Annotated in this window: 22 protein-coding genes; 14 read left to right on the top strand and 8 right to left on the bottom strand. The window is 31.9% G+C overall.

The window, feature by feature from the left end:
• Positions 1 to 18: 18 nt before the first annotated feature.
• From NADRNF5_RS11190 to NADRNF5_RS00120, 3 genes are all read left to right on the top strand, one after another.
• The gene (locus NADRNF5_RS11190) at positions 19 to 171 is read left to right on the top strand and encodes a hypothetical protein (RefSeq protein ID WP_192828328.1); all 153 of its coding nucleotides are present in this window, start codon (positions 19 to 21) and stop codon (positions 169 to 171) included.
• A gap of 92 nt (positions 172 to 263) precedes the next feature.
• Positions 264 to 1,280, top strand: a complete 1,017-nt coding sequence (locus NADRNF5_RS00125) for a lysylphosphatidylglycerol synthase transmembrane domain-containing protein (RefSeq protein ID WP_048114409.1) — start codon at positions 264 to 266, stop codon at positions 1,278 to 1,280.
• A gap of 35 nt (positions 1,281 to 1,315) precedes the next feature.
• The gene (locus NADRNF5_RS00120) at positions 1,316 to 2,116 is read left to right on the top strand and encodes an SDR family NAD(P)-dependent oxidoreductase (protein WP_048114407.1); all 801 of its coding nucleotides are present in this window, start codon (positions 1,316 to 1,318) and stop codon (positions 2,114 to 2,116) included.
• Positions 2,117 to 2,118: 2 nt separating this feature from the next.
• Here the strand turns inward: NADRNF5_RS00120 and NADRNF5_RS00115 are convergent, their stop codons facing one another.
• From NADRNF5_RS00115 to NADRNF5_RS00100, 4 genes are all read right to left on the bottom strand, one after another.
• Positions 2,119 to 2,517 (bottom strand): hypothetical protein, encoded by a 399-nt coding sequence (locus tag NADRNF5_RS00115; RefSeq protein ID WP_048114406.1) that lies wholly within the window; start codon positions 2,515 to 2,517, stop codon positions 2,119 to 2,121.
• A gap of 12 nt (positions 2,518 to 2,529) precedes the next feature.
• Positions 2,530 to 2,844: a hypothetical protein gene (locus tag NADRNF5_RS00110; RefSeq protein WP_048114405.1), complete on the bottom strand. Its 315-nt coding sequence runs from the start codon at positions 2,842 to 2,844 to the stop codon at positions 2,530 to 2,532.
• 153 nt (positions 2,845 to 2,997) lie between these two features.
• The gene (locus NADRNF5_RS00105) at positions 2,998 to 4,230 is read right to left on the bottom strand and encodes a glycosyl transferase (protein WP_048114402.1); all 1,233 of its coding nucleotides are present in this window, start codon (positions 4,228 to 4,230) and stop codon (positions 2,998 to 3,000) included.
• Between the two features lie 30 nt (positions 4,231 to 4,260).
• Entirely contained in the window at positions 4,261 to 5,376 is a 1,116-nt protein-coding gene (locus NADRNF5_RS00100; protein WP_048114396.1) for a THUMP domain-containing protein, read from the bottom strand.
• Positions 5,377 to 5,460: 84 nt separating this feature from the next.
• Here NADRNF5_RS00100 and NADRNF5_RS00095 point away from each other — a divergent pair, with 84 nt between their 5' ends.
• The 3 genes from NADRNF5_RS00095 to NADRNF5_RS00085 are packed head-to-tail and all read left to right on the top strand — an operon-like array spanning position 5,461 to position 8,025.
• Positions 5,461 to 6,177 (top strand): phosphoadenylyl-sulfate reductase, encoded by a 717-nt coding sequence (locus NADRNF5_RS00095; RefSeq protein ID WP_048114394.1) that lies wholly within the window; start codon positions 5,461 to 5,463, stop codon positions 6,175 to 6,177.
• 9 nt (positions 6,178 to 6,186) lie between these two features.
• Positions 6,187 to 7,329 (top strand): sulfate adenylyltransferase, encoded by a 1,143-nt coding sequence (gene sat, locus NADRNF5_RS00090; RefSeq protein WP_048114392.1) that lies wholly within the window; start codon positions 6,187 to 6,189, stop codon positions 7,327 to 7,329.
• Positions 7,330 to 7,359: 30 nt separating this feature from the next.
• On the top strand, positions 7,360 to 8,025 hold the full coding sequence (locus NADRNF5_RS00085) for a hypothetical protein (RefSeq protein WP_048114390.1): 666 nt from the start codon (positions 7,360 to 7,362) through the stop codon (positions 8,023 to 8,025).
• Here NADRNF5_RS00085 and NADRNF5_RS00080 read toward each other — a convergent pair.
• Entirely contained in the window at positions 8,009 to 8,659 is a 651-nt protein-coding gene (locus tag NADRNF5_RS00080) for an endonuclease III domain-containing protein (RefSeq protein ID WP_048114388.1), read from the bottom strand. The two genes, NADRNF5_RS00085 and NADRNF5_RS00080, sit on opposite strands and share 17 nt — an antisense overlap.
• 54 nt (positions 8,660 to 8,713) lie before the next feature.
• Between NADRNF5_RS00080 and NADRNF5_RS00075 the strand changes: the two genes are divergently transcribed.
• Both NADRNF5_RS00075 and NADRNF5_RS00070 read left to right on the top strand, forming a co-directional pair.
• Complete coding sequence (locus NADRNF5_RS00075) at positions 8,714 to 9,868, top strand: aconitase X (protein WP_048114386.1); 1,155 nt, start codon at positions 8,714 to 8,716, stop codon at positions 9,866 to 9,868.
• A complete protein-coding gene (locus NADRNF5_RS00070; RefSeq protein ID WP_048114383.1) occupies positions 9,865 to 10,248 on the top strand; it encodes an aconitase X swivel domain-containing protein in 384 nt (127 codons plus the stop codon). The genes NADRNF5_RS00075 and NADRNF5_RS00070 overlap by 4 nt, the downstream gene beginning before the upstream one ends.
• Here NADRNF5_RS00070 and rqcH read toward each other — a convergent pair.
• On the bottom strand, positions 10,226 to 12,172 hold the full coding sequence (gene rqcH / locus NADRNF5_RS00065; RefSeq protein WP_048114381.1) for a ribosome rescue protein RqcH: 1,947 nt from the start codon (positions 12,170 to 12,172) through the stop codon (positions 10,226 to 10,228). The genes NADRNF5_RS00070 and rqcH overlap by 23 nt on opposite strands.
• A gap of 104 nt (positions 12,173 to 12,276) precedes the next feature.
• On the opposite strand from rqcH, the gene NADRNF5_RS00060 reads away from it, so the two are divergent.
• Genes NADRNF5_RS00060 through cobM form a run of 4 tightly spaced genes read left to right on the top strand, consistent with a single transcriptional unit; the run spans position 12,277 to position 14,875 of the window.
• On the top strand, positions 12,277 to 12,756 hold the full coding sequence (locus tag NADRNF5_RS00060) for a hypothetical protein (protein WP_048114375.1): 480 nt from the start codon (positions 12,277 to 12,279) through the stop codon (positions 12,754 to 12,756).
• A gap of 18 nt (positions 12,757 to 12,774) precedes the next feature.
• The gene (gene cbiT, locus NADRNF5_RS00055) at positions 12,775 to 13,365 is read left to right on the top strand and encodes a precorrin-6Y C5,15-methyltransferase (decarboxylating) subunit CbiT (RefSeq protein ID WP_048114373.1); all 591 of its coding nucleotides are present in this window, start codon (positions 12,775 to 12,777) and stop codon (positions 13,363 to 13,365) included.
• A gap of 36 nt (positions 13,366 to 13,401) precedes the next feature.
• On the top strand, positions 13,402 to 14,124 hold the full coding sequence (gene cobI / locus NADRNF5_RS00050; protein ID WP_048114371.1) for a precorrin-2 C(20)-methyltransferase: 723 nt from the start codon (positions 13,402 to 13,404) through the stop codon (positions 14,122 to 14,124).
• Positions 14,117 to 14,875 carry a precorrin-4 C(11)-methyltransferase gene (cobM, locus tag NADRNF5_RS00045; protein ID WP_048114369.1) on the top strand — a complete coding sequence of 253 codons (759 nt, stop codon included), beginning with the start codon at positions 14,117 to 14,119 and terminating at the stop codon, positions 14,873 to 14,875. Before cobI ends, cobM begins: the two co-directional genes overlap by 8 nt.
• 19 nt (positions 14,876 to 14,894) lie before the next feature.
• Here cobM and NADRNF5_RS00040 read toward each other — a convergent pair whose 3' ends face one another.
• The gene (locus NADRNF5_RS00040) at positions 14,895 to 15,578 is read right to left on the bottom strand and encodes a hypothetical protein (protein WP_048114366.1); all 684 of its coding nucleotides are present in this window, start codon (positions 15,576 to 15,578) and stop codon (positions 14,895 to 14,897) included.
• Between the two features lie 82 nt (positions 15,579 to 15,660).
• Positions 15,661 to 15,840: a hypothetical protein gene (locus NADRNF5_RS00035; RefSeq protein WP_048114362.1), complete on the bottom strand. Its 180-nt coding sequence runs from the start codon at positions 15,838 to 15,840 to the stop codon at positions 15,661 to 15,663.
• A gap of 72 nt (positions 15,841 to 15,912) precedes the next feature.
• Between NADRNF5_RS00035 and NADRNF5_RS00030 the strand changes: the two genes are divergently transcribed.
• Positions 15,913 to 16,707, top strand: a complete 795-nt coding sequence (locus tag NADRNF5_RS00030) for a hypothetical protein (protein ID WP_048114357.1) — start codon at positions 15,913 to 15,915, stop codon at positions 16,705 to 16,707.
• A 76-nt stretch (positions 16,708 to 16,783) separates the two neighbouring features.
• Positions 16,784 to 17,950, top strand: coding sequence for a glycosyltransferase (locus NADRNF5_RS00025; protein WP_048114355.1), 1,167 nt, complete (start codon positions 16,784 to 16,786; stop codon positions 17,948 to 17,950).
• Positions 17,951 to 17,958: the final 8 nt, after the last annotated feature.

Below are 17,958 nucleotides of genomic sequence, written 5' to 3'. Positions count from 1 at the left end.
TTCTATTTAATTTGGTTTATGATTGATAGTATTTCTAAAAAAGAAAATTATCTTAAAGATTTAGTGATTAAACTCCTCCAAGAAAGAAAACTATCTGATTTTGACATGTTGGATTCATTGTTTGAAGATCTAAAGCAAGAACTCGAAAATCAACAAAAAAACATCAATTAAATCAATTTTTTATGCCTAATTTTAGGTGTGTATTATTTGATGACTAGGAATTTACTCAACTTTCATATTTGATCCCTCAAAAAAATTATCAAATGAACTGGAGAATAGTTGCCATTCCTGTTACCTTAATTCCTATTTTCATTATTGCCATTCAATTTGATATTCAAATAGATGATGTTCTGGCAATTGGGATCTTTCCGTTTGTTGGTGCAGTAATAGCTATGTTGATCAAATTAGGATTACAGGGAATCAAATTTGCATATATCACAAGGAAATATCTTGGAAATTTTGATTCATTTTTAAAATTAGTGGGTGTTAGAGTAGGAAGTGAATTTATCAAATTTACAACCCCTATGTTTGTTGGAGCAGAATTTGTTGTAATCTATTATTTGCATAAGAAAGGAGTTAATCCTGCAAAATCAGCATGGATTGCAATTATGGATATTGTAACTGAAGTTTTTGCAGCCGGTTTGTTATCTATAATGGCAGGAATTATTGCATTACTTAATGGTGCATATGTTGTAGGAGCTGTAATTTTAGCTACTAGTATTATTATTACATCTTTATGGATGGTCATGTTCTTTCTTTCATCTAAACATACATTCCAAGTTCCAAAAATTCTAGAAAATCTTGTAAAAAGGTTTGGAAAAGACAAGGGTGAAAAAGCTATTGATAAAACAAATCTTTGGATGAATGAAGTATGTACAATGAGTCGAGAAAATCTAAAAACTCCTGAATCTAAAAAAATCTTTACAATTTCATTTTTATTTTCAGTTGTATCTTGGTCATTTTATGGAATTTCATTTATGATTATTGCAATGGGAACTGGTTATGTGATTAGTGCATTTGATTCTATAATGGCAGTAATGGGTGCAAATGCAATTGGTAACTTGCCAATAACTATAGGTGGATCTGGTTTAGCTGAATTTGGAATTGTTGCCTATTTGAATAACTTGGATCCTTTTGCTTTTGAAGTACCAGAAGGAATAGTTGCTTGGGATGCAGTTATTGGTTGGAGAATTGCAACTTATTATGTACCAATTGTGATTACCTGGTTGCTTTTAGTCAAATTAGCCTTGAGTAAAATATCAAAACCTTCTGAATCATAGAAACCACTTTATCTTCAAACATTTTTTTTGGGTTAATGAATTTCAAAAATAAGGTCGTTTTAATCACAGGTGCATCATCTGGAATTGGTAAAGAATCTGCAATAGAGTTTGCCAAATTGGGAGCTAACATAATTTTAGTTGCCAGAAGAAAAGATAAACTAGAGCAAATTGCAAGTGAATTAAAAAAATTTCATGTATTGACATTAGTTTGTCAGTGTGATGTTTCAAAAAAAGATCAAGTCAAAGAAATGTCACAATTAATCTTTGAAAAATTTGATTCTGTTGATGTTTTGGTAAACAATGCTGGATTTGCCATATATGGCTCTGTTTCTGATCTTTCAATTCATGATATAGAATCTCAAATGGAGACAAATTATTTTGGTATGGTATATTGTATCAAAGAGTTTCTCCCATCGATGTTAAAGAACAAATCTGGGCATATAGTTAACGTTGCTTCTGTTGCTGCAAGCTTTGGTTTACCTGGAATTGCTTCGTATTGTGCATCTAAATTTGCAATGTTAGGATTTTCTGAAGGTCTTAAACATGAATTAAAAGATACTGGGGTGGGGCTTACTGTTGTAAGTCCAATAATGGTAAGAACTAACTTTTTTGATCATTCATCCTTTGAAAAAATGCCAAAATATTCACCTACATCACTTGATCCTAAAACTGTAGCAAAATCAATTATCAAAGCTGCAAATTCTTCAAGATTGGAAATTGTTGTGCCATCAGTGGTACGTGGTGCTATATGGCTAAAAAGTTCATTCCCATTTTTCATAAATCCAATAATAGGAAAATCTTTCAAAAAGCAATTGGATTCAACAAAGAAGAATTAAGTTTATTCTTCTAAATCGTCTGAAGCCTCACTAGAGCCTACGTCTAACAATTCTAATGATTTTAAATCAAATTGATAAATTGCCTTCATATCAATTTCTTTTTCTTTTTCTAGATAATCTGAAACTTTTTTGCTTAATGGTGCTTTATGCTGATCAAAAACGAATTCATAAACTTCACCTTTTACTAAATCGTCAATCTTTATTTTTTTTGAAACATCCATAGTAACTATGTGTCGTCCATCTTCTACAGGATCATACAACTGTACATCAATTTTGTTGTCTTCATAATAAAATTCTAAAATATATCCTGATTTTTTCATCTCTTGAGGTTTCTTAAATTTTGCATTTTGAATTTCATCTGTAACCCAATCAGGAATATCGTCTTCTTTCTTTTTTACCATACTAAACCCACTCTAGCTTTCTGCTTTTTCTTTTTTACTTTTTGACCACCATTCAAGATAATCATCATGTTTATCATCTCGAGTTCTTTCTCTTTGATTTAACTTAAATCTGATATCTGAAATTTCTTCTCTTGTTGCATATAATCCACATCGCTTACAAATGAAATGCCTTCTGTTTTTTTCATCCATCTTCATTGGAATATCAATTTCATCAAATAATTTGAACAATGCATCTCTACTTCTGTCTTCTTCTTCTGGAAAATCTTCAATATACTTGGCTTCTATTTTCTTTTTCTCTCTTGATGTACATTCTGGACAGTTAGGCACTGCTGATTTTGCTTAATTTTTTCCATAAAAGCGTTCCCACATAATATGTTGATCGTCATTAATCTGACACGCGGATTTTTTCATCATCCCTTGCGGTCCGTTCGCCCATCGAAATCCCGCGTGCCAGATGAGCAAAATTCTTAAAATAATCTATTATCTCTTTTCTTCTAGCATTTCAGCTGCAATCCTTGCTGAGTTTTCTGCTCCATTAGGAACGAAATTTTTTGAGAATTCATTCAAATGCCCCTCAAATACTTGATAATCATTCTTAATTTTGGAAATTGCATCAATTACATGCGATGTTTTAGTAGCCAGAATTCCTAAATTCTTTTCTTGTGCCCATAAAATGTTGTTTGTATGTTCATCATGAATTGGAATCCCGATAATTGGTTTTGATTTTCCGCCCATTATTTCACCCATTACAGTATGTGAACCATTAACTACTGCATATTTACATAAATTCAGTATTGTATCTTTTTGATTCTCAGATAGAAAACCAATATCAATTTGTATCCAATCAATTTTTTTATCTAGTGCTTCTATAATTGAATATTTCTTGCCATTTTTAGCTGTTACAGAATCTATATCTGATTCATTTCTTGCATGTGAGATAATTCTTTTTTCATTTTTCATCTCTTTTTGTTGAAAAACTTTTTCATATCTCTGACCAGTTCCATCATTTGCAGATTTGTTTCCAGTTCTCATCCAATATCCAAATTCACTATTCTCAACTAGCTTTTCAAGATCAGTTTTTTCCTCATTTAGAATTTTATTACCAGTAAAATGACCTACATAGATTACTTTATCTTTGACTTCACTAATGAAATTTAGATTATACTCACACATTGTATATGGTGGTGGGGAATCTGCAACTAGAATTTTTGTAGCTTTTGCAATTTGTTTTGCAACAAAAATTAATGATGGATAAAGATATGCTCTTGAATTGTATAGTTTTGGTCTAAATTGATTTGTTACAAATAAACTTGGAATGTTTCTATTTTTTGCTAAGATATTTGATCCCATATCTCCATCATTAATTACCAAATCAAATTTTTCTTTATTGTAGAGTTTTCTTTCCTCTCTCAAATAATTTGCAATTTGTCTTACGAGTGGTGGGTTTTTTGAAATTGGTAATAATAGATTCATTAAAGACATTGTTACACTCGGACCAAATTTTCCATCAATTGGAGTTGGCATCAGAATCTCATGAATTTTCTCTTTTTGATCTGGAAATTTCTTCAATAATTTTTCATAAACATGATCTTTACTTGAAAAATGAACTTCAAATTTTTCTTTTATATGATCTTCGAGTACTTGATTTAGTCTCATCATTCTTGAATAATGACCGCTTCCCCAGGGATAGATGAATTCTCCTATTTTGAGCATGACATAAAACCAATTATGCCGTTTAAATTCTCAGTGGTTCTCTTCAAATGAATCTAGAATATCGTGAACATTGTTAGGTCCCACTTTAATTGAAATGATTTTCTTTGTTTTAAAGCAAGATTCTACTTCTTTTTTTGCGTAAATTGGAACTTCATCTGTGGTAATGGGGATTATCTTTTCTAGTTTTTTCAAATTCCTTTCTAGACCAATCTCTTTTGCATCATTAAATAATCTGGAATCTACTCCTGCAAGTGGCATTATTGGAATTTTCTTTTTTTCAAATATCTGTTTTAGTGAATTATCAATAAAATTTGAAGAAAATATCAAGGGTGATAATGCTATTGAAATGCGGGTGTTTGTATACTGCAGCATTATTTGTAAAATTGAATTTATATAAATCAAATAGTTTTTAATTCCAGTTGGTTTGATTTTTAATTCAAAGAACTCTAATTCCACATTATCTTGTGCAAGCCTTGGTAAAATTTGATTAATGATTTTAGCTAGATTCATCAATTCAGATTTTTGTCTGTAACAAACTATTATCTTTACATCATTTCCTTGTTTAATGGTTTCAAAACATGATACAGCAGATAATTCGTCATATACTGCACAAATTGTTTTCTCCTTTTGTATTTCATTTGGAATACCACCATTACCTTTGTCTGAGAAAATACAGATGTATGCATTATTTTTTGTTAAATATGAATATAGTAATTTGTCATAATTTTCATCAGTTCCAGGATGTGCACCAAGATTTTGTTTCTTTTCAATAATACTTGATGTTGTAGCAATTTCAACATCCTTTGTAAGAAATCCTTTAGAGGTTCCTTCAACTTTAACCAGAAATTTTTCGCCTTTTAGTAGTAGATTTCCACCAATAGATGTAATTTCTGAAATAATATTTTGAAAATCATTTTTTATCTGTCTTGCAATTGCTATTTTTTCAACTCCAAATAATAGATTGATTGCAGATGATGCAAACACAGGATCATTTGCATCAACTAAAATTATGTCATCATCTCGTTTGACAGATTTGAATTCCTGCTTTTTTATCTTTAAAATTTTTTTAATATTTGTAATTAATAATGGGATTTTATTTTTTGAAAAAATAGTTGGAAAAACTATAACATATGATATTTCATCCATATTTTTTAAATTGAAATCTACTTGTTTATAATTTAGGATAAAATTTCGGGTAATCAATATAAAACAAATACTTTATGTAAAAATGTGGTGCAATTTACACAAGAACAAATAGATACTTTAAACTCTAATATTCATACAACAGAAGGCGCACTTGAGTGGGTTTCTGAGAATCTTCATCCAAAAGTTGCAAAAGCCTCCAGCTTTGGTGCTGAAGATGCCGTATTAATGGATATCATGCTAAAAATTAATCCAAAATTTCGATTCTTTACTTTAGATACAGGAAGACTGCCCCAGGAAACCTATGATATTATTGATATTGTAAGTAAAAAATACAACATTTCAATCGAAGTTCTATTTCCTGATACAAAAGAAGTAGAAGAAATGGTTAGAGAAAAAGGAATGAATTTGTTCTATGAAAGTATTGAGAACAGGAAACTTTGCTGTGATATTCGCAAAGTTCACCCAATGAACAAAATGCTAAAGACTTTGGATGGCTGGATTACAGGATTAAGACGAGAGCAGACAAAAAATAGAGAAAATGTTACAATGTTTCAACTAGACCATGGACATGGTGGAATTCTAAAAATTAATCCGATAATTGACTGGACTTGGGATCAAATTCAAGAATATATCAAAAATAACGACTTACCATACAACAGTCTACTTGACAAGGGTTATCCTAGTATTGGATGTGAGCCATGTACCAGAGCAATAAAACCTGGAGAAGACATTCGTGCAGGAAGATGGTGGTGGGAACAAGGAGGAAATAAAGAGTGTGGCCTTCATATAGACCCTGAATAGAGGAATATTATGTCAGAAGATAACTCCATTAAACCACATGGTGGAATTTTAGTAAACAGAATTACCAAAGTAGATACCACAGGATTATTCTCAATTACAATTACAGAAGATCTTGCAAATGACGTTGAAAATATTGCAGATGGGATATTTAGTCCTCTTGAAGGATTTTTGGGAAAGCAAGACTTTGAAAGTGTTGTATCGCGAGGAAGATTGGCCAATGATCTAGCATGGACTATTCCAATAGTACTCGATGTAGATGAACAAACTGCATCTAAAATGAAAGAAGAAAAAGACGTATTGCTAAAAAATCCAGACGGAGTTGGAGTTGCAGTATTACACGTTGATGAAATCTATTCTTTTGATAAGGAAAAAACTGTTCAGGGAGTATATGGAACAAATGATAATTCTCATCCAGGTGTTGCAAAGACAATGTCTATGAAAGATAAATTGGTGGGTGGAAAGATTGACTATATTCAGAGACCAAATGATAGTGAAATTAGAAACAATAGACTAACACCAAATCAAACTAGAGAAGCATTTGTCAAGGCAGGCTGGAAGACTATTTGTGCATTTCAAACCAGAAATCCACCACATGTAGCACATGAGATGCTGCAAAAAACATCAATTACTACACGTGATGGCGTATTTGTTAATCCAATAATTGGAAAGAAAAAGTCAGGTGACTTTGTTGATGAGGTTATTGTCAAGTGCTATGAAACCATGATAAAATCATACTATCCAGAAAACAGATGTATGCTTGGAACTTTACACACTGAAATGAAATATGCTGGTCCAAAAGAGGCAATTCATCATGCAATTATGAGACAAAACTATGGATGCACACATATCATTATTGGACGAGATCACGCAGGTGTTGGAAAATTCTATGATCCATTTGCAGCACAAAAAATCTTTGATGATTATCCTGAATTAGAAATTTCTCCAGTATTTTTCCCACCATTTTTCTACTGCAGGAAATGTCTAACGTATACAACCCCAAAAGCATGTCCACATGGAGATGATGATAAAGAGCAAATCAGTGGAACTAAACTTAGAGAAATGATTCAAAATGGGCAAGCACCTTCTGAATTTATTCTACGACCAGAAGTTGCTAAAGTGATTTTGGATCATCCAAAACCATTTGTTGATTAGCTTTTTATTCAATCAAGTCTGTTCTAGCTTGTGAAGTATCTATTCATAATTTTGTTGTTAGGATTTTCTTTAACTCCTGCATTTGCACAGGAATTAACAAATCCATCATTACTTATAGATACAATAGATATTCCTTCAAATGAATTTAATCGAATATTGCGAGAAGCTCCAGTAGTATTTCTTGATGATGTTCATGCTGTTAGCTGGCAAGTAACTATTGATAACAATTTACTATATGCTAATCCAAATGGAAATGCAGTTCTTAGACTATATGATCAAGAGACTCATGATGAATTTATTGAAGTTGGTATGGGATCTCAACCTGACAACAAGTTTTGGGTTGCAGTTCAAACTCCAAAAGAAGGATACATTGTAGTTCATAAGGATCTTGATAGAGGTTGGTATCCACAAGCAAAATCTATAATATCCTATACTGATAGGGCAGGACTAACAGTCAATAATGGAGCAAGAATAGTAGTTACTAATTTGGATATTGGTACATTTGCAATAGACGCATACTCAGTATATGGAAAAGAAGGCTCTACTGATCCACCAGCTGTAAACTCTGGAAGTATGATTATAGAATTTCTTTCTGGAGATCCTGCAAAGAACGCATTTGCTATGTTTCCATTTTACATGGCAGCAGGTGTTGGAATAATTGTAGGAGTATTATTTCTAACTAAGAAGCGTTCTTAGTTTTGTAATATTTACAACTTTTTTTAATCTTACATACATTACACATTGGTGATATTGGTTTGCAAATATTTTGTCCATACATTACAAATGTATCATTAATATCAATCCAATACTTTTTCTGAATTTTTTTCATCAATTCCTGTTCTGTCTCCTCGGGATTTTTGGTATCTACTAATCCTAATCTATTTGATATTCTATGAACATGGATATCTACTGGAATTGCGGGTTTTTCAAATGCATAAACCAATACACAATTAGCTGTTTTTCTTCCAACCCCTGGCAATTGCACCAAAGTATCTAAATCATCTGGAACTTTTCCTTTGTATTTTTTATCAATAATACTTGCAACTTCGATTATTCTTTTGGATTTTACATGATAGAACCCAATTGATTTTATTATTTTCTCTACATCTTTAATTTTGGCCTTTGCAAGTTCTTTTGGATTTTTATATTTTAAGAATAATGCTTTTACTGCTTTTGTTGTAGCCTCATCTTTAGTCCTAGCTGAAAGTATTGTTCCAATTAAAATACTAAAAGGCCCGGTCTCCGCATCATGAAGATCTTGTAATGCAGTAATTCTTGGTGGCTTTACAGAATTCATTGTATCAGTCATTCCGCGAAGAATTTTTTCCATTTTCAATTAAAAATTACGTACAAGTATTATAACTGTAGTAACAAAGCTTTACCAATGGAGCTTACCAGAGAAGAAGAATCTGCATTAAAAGGTGAACATGGTGAAATTATGCAGATGGCATACAGAATTTTAGTTGCAACAGGTGAGGCAACTGATGCTGACAAACTAATACCAATTGAGTGGGCTCATCTTTCGGGTGTAAACTACAATACAATAGGTGATGCGGGAGAGGAATTCCTATCTAATATTAGCAAGATTGCTAGAGTTTCAGTAAAAACCACTCTTAACCCAATGGGATTTGATATAGACAATGTAAAAAATTATGGATTGGATGAAAATTTTATTTCAAAACAGCTTTCTATTAAAAACTCATATGAAACAATGGGTGTCATCCCCTCATTTTCATGCATTCCTTATGAAATTTTTGAGATACCAAAAGATGGAACCCAAGTCGCATTTGCAGAATCTAATGCTGCAATCCATGCAAACTCTTTTGATAGTCTAAAAACAAACAAAGAAAGCGCATTCAGTGCACTTGCAAGCGCAATCGTTGGAAAAAGCCCATACTCTTCACTAAGAAAAGATGATTCACCAAACATTACAATTAACATGAAAGTAAAAAATCCAAACGAGTTGACATATGGGATGCTAGGATTTTTTGCAGGAAAAATTGGCGATACTTCTGTAAATATTTCAGGGCTTGCAGAGATGGATAAAAGACAATGCAAAGCAATGTGTGGCGGGATGGGAACATCAGGAACTTGTGCAAAATTCATTTTTGATGAAGGCGATTCTGATTGTGAAAAAATAGATTTTGATGAAAAAGAGATGAAAAATGTGCATGATGAGCTAAACACTGCAGAAAAAGGTGATGTAATCACACTCGGTAGTCCACAATTGGGTTTAGATGAGATTTCTGATCTTACAAGTATGCTAAAAGGAAGATCTTTTAAAAAAAGATGTATGGTATTTTTACCTAGAACTGTAAAGGAGCAAGCAAAAAAAATTGGATACACAACAGAACTTGAGCGTGCAGGATGTGAAATTCTTTCTGACTGTTGTACGTGCTTGACTCCTTTGATAAACAAAGAAAATGTTGATGCAGTTACTACAAATAGCATAAAGGGCGCATTTTATCTTAAAAATTCTAACGGCGTAGATGTAAATCTAAAATCTTTATCAGAAATAATTCAAGATGAGACAAGATGAAAGTTCTAGTTGCAGGCAAGGCTCAAGGAACTGTTTTAAAATCTACAAACCCCATAAATTTTCTTGGAACCGTTGACAAAAAAACTGGAATCATTAGTGACAATAATCATGATCTTTATGGTGAATCAATCAAGGATGTTATTCTTGTATTTCCATCAGGAGTTGGAAGCAGTGTTGGTGCATATACAATTTATTCCATCAAATCAAATAATTCTGCACCTCTAGCCATGATATGTCAGAAAGCAGATCTTACCGTAGCTACTGGTTGTGCATTGGCAAATATTCCATTAGTTACAATTAGCAATGAAGAATTTGAATCTATTAAAACTGGAATGAAATTATCTCTTGATACTGACTCTAATCTAATTCAGTATCAGTAAATTTCTTAATATCTAAATCTCCAACAGATATCTCTTTAATCTGACTTTTACCTGAAGGCAAAACACGAACAAAATCATCAAGATTAATTTTTCTTGCAATCTCTTCATGCATTTTCAAAAATTCAATACGTATTTTTTTTGCCGCCTCAGCCATCTCTAGCCCATGTGGTTCTATCACTGCATAGCAAATAGAATTTTTTTTAATTGGTTCTGGTGGACCACAAGTTAATACATAATCATCATCTTGTGGAATTATTCCCACTGCAAGCTTGAGCGTATCTGATTTGATAAAATTTCTTTGCCCTTCAATAGTAAAGGAACCTTTTGGTAAAAATTCTCCACTAGGAGCAGATTTTTTCACCTGTTCTGGATTAACCCAAAACGCACTTACACCATACATTCCTTCTTTCCATGCACGACTAAAGCAGACAGTGGCATGTGCAACTTCATTCATACTCCTATCAGGGGCGTTTTCAGCTTCTTTTAGAATGAAAAAAGGCGAACCAAAAATATCACCATGAAATATTTTGTCATTTTTTACCAAATGTTTCCTAACAACAGCAGAATTTGATGCAGCATCTCTTCCACCAATTGTAAGTAAGCCATCCGATGTAAAGAACCATCTATATCTTTCATACCAATTTTTCTTTCTAATCTCTGAAATCATACTGATATCTTTTTCAGCTTCTGTTTTGTTTTGAAGCTTTTCTAATTTTTTCAGAGTTTTCTCTTTGATTGACTCAATTGATTTTATTGCACCTGATTGTTTTTTTGCCTCATTGAATAATACTGAAGCAATTGATTGAAGAGGAGCCTTGGTATTTATTTTGATTTTTTCATCCTGAATTACGATTAATGGAATTCCTTTTTCTGTGATTAACTTTGCATTATTACCTGATAAAATATCCTGAGCAGAATTGTCTTCTATTGATATTATTCCCTGTGATACCATTTGATAAAGAGAATTTGCTACATTTGTAATGTTTTTTGATCTTTCTTTTACTGTTTCAATTGCTTTTTCTTGTTCAGAAATTTGAGTTTCAAGCTCTTTAATTTTTTTATCAGATCCACTTGACTGAATTGACTTGCCTTTATCAACAATTTTTTCAGTAAATACAGTATCTAATCCTTCGATAAAGCTATTAGCTTTTGTAATCTCTCCTTCTATTTTCCCTAATCTTATTGGAAGAACTTCCACTTTTTCATTTCTTACTATTATTGGATCATGATTTCCTGACACTATGTCTGAAACAATTTTTTTTGTAGTTTCAAAAATTCTATTTATTTCTTCAACTGTTAAGAGATTACCAATTTTTTTCCCATCAACATTTGCAGTTTCAAAAATTCCTTCAACATATTTTTTTGGCAAGCCCAAAGTTCGACCAAACCATTTAGCACAAATTAATTCTGTTGTTTTTAGATCATCAAAATCTGATTCTGAGAGATTAAAGATATCTAGTCCACTAGTTGGCGGTTGCGCGTATTCTAATCCTACGCTTAACTTACGATGTCTAACTTCTATCGAATGCTGCAATGCAAGAATTTTCATTTCATTATTGCATAATAGAATATTCCCATCGCCAAAAAATTCTCCAACTAGAACAAATTCTTTTCCAAATCCTTCAAACGTAAAATATGCAATTCTTTCAGCACCAATCTGTTCAATCTTTTTTAATTTTAATCGTAATAGATCACTACGTAATCTTTTGAGAAGTCTGTTGGGTTCTATTTGATCAATTTTTACCTTGGTCAACCAAACACCTGATGTTGAAATCATCATGAAAAGATCACTTTTCTCTGTATGATGAAGCTTGAAGAGAATACTGTCTTTTGTAATGCCGTAAATATTACTAATGTAATAGTCTTGAACTTGCTCTGAAATTTGATTAACCAAATATCGAAGTTCTATTCCAGAAAGTGTCATGAATATGCTATTTTATATCTAAAATTATACCCTTGCTATGATTTGGTCAATCTTTGACCAAAGATATTAAACATGGTTTACCCGAGTCACGCTAGAAAATTACCTTGGCAAAATTCAAAAAGAAAAAATCTGCTCCTACCACTGGACCTGAAGATTCTAAAAAAGAATCTGTAAAAGAGAATCCAGTTGATGTTCCTGAAACAGAAAAATCTGAGCCTGTTGAAGATAATTCATCAACTGATCCACCAGTAAGTGTAGCTGAGAAAAGTGAAAAGGATAGAAAATTAAATAAATTATTTTGGATGCGTGTTGCCTTGGCAGTAATTGCAGGAACTGCTGCAACTTTTATCTTTGAAGATATTGAAGGCGAAGACAGAAGATGGGCATCAATTGCATTTATGATTATAGTGTTCTTTGGAACAATTATAGTTGCAAAAGGGATGAAAATGCAACTGCCATCATCAGATAGAAAGAAAATTGTTACTCAGGCGATTGGTAGCTATGTCTTTTTGTATTTGTTTACATGGATTGTGACATATACCCTAGTTCATTCTGGAAGTGTTTCTAGTGGGATTAATCTTTAAACACAATAGCGATTAGATATGTGGGATTTTAAAACACCTGGAATTCCTGATGAAAACTTTGAGAGAACAGAAAAGGTTCCAATCACAAAAGAAGAAGTTAGAACAATACAAATTAGTAAAGCTCGATTAAAACCTGGTCAAACTGTTTATGATATTGGTTGTGGAAGTGGTTCAATTTCCGTTGAAGCTGGACTTCAAGTTGAATCATCAGGAAAAGTCTTAGCTATTGATCATGATGAGAATGCAATAGAACTAACAAAAAAGAACATACAAAAGTTTGGCCTTTCAAATATTTCAGTAATATTTGGTGATGCCAAAGAAAAGATACAAGATCTTGAACCAGCTGATGTCATAATAATTGGAGGAACAGGTGGCGATACTAGAGATATAGTTGAACTATCTGAGAATAAACTAAAGTCAGGTGGTAGAATTGTAATTGGGATTATTCTAATTGAGACACTTTATTCTGTATTGCAAATTTTAGACAAGTTACAGTTTAAATCAATAGATATTACTCAAGTTACTATTTCAAAGAGTAGAAAGACTACTACTGGTACCATGATGCTTGCTAGAAATCCTGTAACTATAATTTCTGCTACTAGAGTCTAATCTAGATATTTAATTGGGAACAAAGTCAGATTTTTTATGCCTGGATTAATTGGAATTGGAGTGGGTCCTGGAGATCCAGAATTACTTACTGTAAAGGCAGTAAATGCAATAAATAATGCAGATATTATCATGTGCCCTGCTTCTAATCAAGACCGACCAAGTATTGCATTGTCTGTTGTTTCATCATTAATTGATAAATCAAAAAATCAAGAAATTATAAAATTAATTTTCCCAATGACCAAAGACAAAGACATTCTAGAACAAACATGGAAAAAAAATGCCAAAATAATGGCAGAAACTGTTTTGTCAGGAAAAAATGTTGTATATCTTACAGTAGGTGATCCTTTTTTGTATAGTACATGGATTTACATGCACAAAGATCTCAAAGAAAACTATCCTGACATGGATATTAGCGTAATTCCAGGAATTGTCTCCATGTTTACATTTGCAGCAAAAGTTGGTGTAAGTGTAGCAGAAGGTGCAGAAAAGGTTGCAATAATTCCATCATGCTATGATCTATCTAGTGTTAAAGAGATTGCAAAAAATTCTGAGTCCATGATATTTCTAAAAGATGGAAGATATTTTGATCAAGTAATCCAAGTTCTCAAAGAATCTGGATTTCCAGATAATTCTATCTTTGCAATTGGTCAAGATCTTGGAACAGACAAAGAAATTATTCGAAAACTTACTTTAGGTGAAGTAAATGATGATACTCTAACTACAAAATATTTCTCAATTTTGGTGGTAAAACGTGTCTGATGTATTCTTTGTAGGCTGTGGCCCTGGGGATCCTGAACTAATTACTGTAAAGGCCAAAAAACTAATTCAAAAGGCAGACGTTGTAGTATACTCTGGCTCTTTGATTCCTGAACCAATCTTGAAACTTTGCAAAAAGGGAAAACTATTTGATGCTGCTAAACTAGTCAGAGAAGAAATTTTCGATTTATTATACAAGAATGCAATAAAAGACAAACTTGTTGTAAGACTACATGATGGAGATCCATCAATTTATGGTGCAATCAAAGAACAGATTGATAATCTTGAGAAAAAAGGAATAAAGTCTACAGTTGTACCTGGAGTAACTGCGTTTTTAGCCTCAGCTGCTGCACTTGGAACTCAGCTAACCCTTCCTGGAGTAACTCAGACCATCATAGTCACAAGAGCAGAATCAAGAACCAAAGTTCCAAAGCGTGAAAGAATTTCAGAACTGTCAAAACACAAAGCTACATTGATCTTTTATCTTAGTGTACATTTACTTTCTAAACTAGCTAAAGAAGCAATAGAAGGAGGTTACAAAAAGACAACTCCTGTAGCTGTAGTTTACAGAGCAAGCTGGAAAGATCAAAAAATTGTTAAAGCAACATTGCAAGATATTGCAAAAAAAGTTAAAGATGAAAAAATTACTAGAACTGCAATTGTGATTATTAGTGATGTAATTGATCCTGAGACTTATGAATATTCTAAACTATATGACAAGAGCTTTAGCCATGGCTATAGAAAGAAAAAATAAAGAAAAAAAATTGGTTTGACTATGTCTGGTCTATTGCTGTAGTGCCAGTCATTGAAATTTGCCAATTCACAGTTAGTTGATCGTTTGTATTCAAGACAATTGCTGTATCAGCACTGTTAAAATCTTTGAATGCAAAGATTCCGTTATTTGCTGTGCCATTTAACAAACTTGCACCAAAGACAGAATTTGTATCATCAGTTGCTGTAAATGTTGCATCAATTACGACTTGAACATCTGTTGCTCTTGCAGCACCACTAGCTACTGTATTGAATGTTACAGAAGTGTCTTGCAATGGAGTTAATCCACTGTCTGTGTAGATACTTGATGTTGCATTAACATTCAATCCAACTGCATCAGCATCTGCACTATACAATCCAATATAGTTGAAATCTCCTGGTGAGGCAGCACAACTTGTATCGGTACCTGACAAATCAAGGGTTGCTTGAGGAATGCCAAATAATTCAACCATTGCACAATTAATGCCTTGGTTGGTGATTGCATTGTCTGTTTGTATGTAACTCAAAATGTTACCATCACTGTCTGTGTGAATAGCTTCTAAGTGTCCGGTTATCATTGTACCAGAATTCATTGCAGATGAATCCATTTGATTAGAACCAAATGTACCATCAGATAGGTTAAATCCCATCATACCTACTGCAAAGACTACTGAGGCAATAAAACCAAAGCTTTGGTATTTTTTCATTAAATTTTTAATTAATAAATGGTTAATAGAGTTTCTGGAAAATTTCCATTTTTTAATGATCCATTGTGGAATTATACATAAATTATGGATCTTTTTCTGTGACGCCTAGGCTCTCAGATAATCCAACTATGATTCTTTTGGGCTCATCACCTGTTTGTTCAATAACTATATCATTACTATCATTATCATTCATTTGCATTATGCCAAATGCAATTCCTATAACAATAAAAACTGCAATTCCAATAATTAGTGTCTTATTCACAGTTTGCTATGAATTATAATGATATAAAAATAGTAGGAAAATTTTTCTAGTCATAGTTGATTTTATTTTATCATGCTTAGCAAGATCGTTTTAGGCATCTTTGTTATTCTCTCGTTTTCATTTTCTTCTGTTTATGCAGTAGAACCAATACTCATCACTAGTAGTGGAGTAGCAGATAAAATTATTTTTGATGGAAAATGGTCTGATAATCTTGAATGGAAAACTTCAAGTTATGATCAATTCCATTTTGCTGATGATAACAGTAAGATAGTTTTAAGATCTGCACATCAAGATGATTTTATCTACATACAAATTAATGCAGTTAGTGATTTCACACTTGACAAAGGTTCAGATAGTGCTACTTTGTGTTTTGATTCAAAAAATGACAAGTCCTCAATTTCGAAAAATGATGACTACTGCTTTTTTACTACTCTAAATGGAAAAAATTCTTTCACATATCAAGGTGGTAGTCCAGTTTCCCTAAATGGAAATTTCAAAAAAATTCAAAACCATAAAGATTACATTGCAATTGGAAATGTTTCTGGTAAATATGATCGATACGATGCTAAACCACATCCTACTTATGAATTCAAAATCCCAATAGATCTTTTAGGACGGTCTGATAACTATGGTTTTTATTTTTCAACATTTGATGCAAATTCATATAAAAAATATTCATGGCCAAAACAACTTGATACTTCTAGTCCATTAAAAATTCCAAGCCCCTCGCAGTGGGGTGATATTATATCCCCTGACAAATCTCTTCCTGAATTTAATTATTCAATATTTCTCTTATTCATAATACCGATATTTCTAATTACTAGTTTCATAACTAAAAATAGAATTTCTAAAGTATATTTTCATTAAATATTCTTTTTCCAAATATAATGTGCCTAAAAGTATTTTTTTAAATATTAATAACTAGACAAATTTTTTAACAATTATGAGAAATAATATAATTGAAAATAAAGCACAAATTTCAATTATAATTCCAACATATAATGAATCTCAAAATATTCTAAATATTTTAAAATCCATTGGAGAAAATATCCCTAAAAATATTTTAACACAGGCTATTGTAGTAGATGATAATTCACCAGATGGAACAGGAAAACTCGTTGATGATTATCTAAAAAACGTTAAAAAAATTGCAGGATACACAATTGACGTTATTCATAGAACAACAAAAAATGGTCTTAGTTCAGCTATTTTGAGTGGAATTCAACGTGCAAGTGGTGATACTATTGTAGTAATGGATAGTGATCTTTCTCATCCACCACAAATTATTCCAAAAATGATTGATGCACTTAAACAATATCAATGTGATCTTGTTATTGCATCAAGATACATTACAGGTGGTAAAATTTTAGGGTGGAATAAAAAACGTCAGATGATAAGTAAAACTGCAACAATTATTGCAAAAAAAGGATTGGGTGTAAAAATTAAAGATCCAATGTCTGGCTTTTTTGCATTTAAGAAAAATATTATTGCTGGATTGAATTTTGATGCAATTGGTTACAAAATTTTACTAGAAATTCTTGTTAAAAAAAGAGGAATTCAAATCAAAGAAATTCCATATACGTTTGAGGATAGAAAATTTGGCTCAAGTAAACTTGGTTCTGGAATAATTATCGATTACATCAAATCTATTTTAAAATTATACAAATATGGAAAAATTGCAGAAAAACAAGAGAAAAGACCATCAGTAAAATTCTTTTCAAAAGCTGCAAGATTTTTTACAGTTGGAACAATTGGATTAGGGGTAAATTATTTAATTTCTTTATTGTTTGCAGATGGAATTTCTAATTTGTGGTATATCCACGCAACCACTATAGGAATTATCTCTTCAATGACTAGTAATTTTCTTTTAAATAAAATTTGGACCTTCAATGATTCTGATTTTTCTTTAATTAAAACTTTAAAGCAATATGGAAAATTTATCACATTTAGCTCTCTAGGTGCATTACTACAACTTGGACTAGTTTTTTATCTAGTTGATATTCAAAATATTTCTTATCCAATTTCTCTTATTGGTGCAGTAGGGTTTGCTGCATTTGGAAATTTTATTTTAAATAAAAAATGGACTTTTAAAGAAAAATTATGGAATTAGTAGTTAGT

The sequence above is a fragment of the Nitrosopumilus adriaticus genome, from assembly GCF_000956175.1.
In the GTDB taxonomy this organism is placed as follows: Archaea; Thermoproteota; Nitrososphaeria; order Nitrososphaerales; family Nitrosopumilaceae; genus Nitrosopumilus; species Nitrosopumilus adriaticus.
This window is presented reverse-complemented; position numbering and strand designations above follow the sequence as displayed.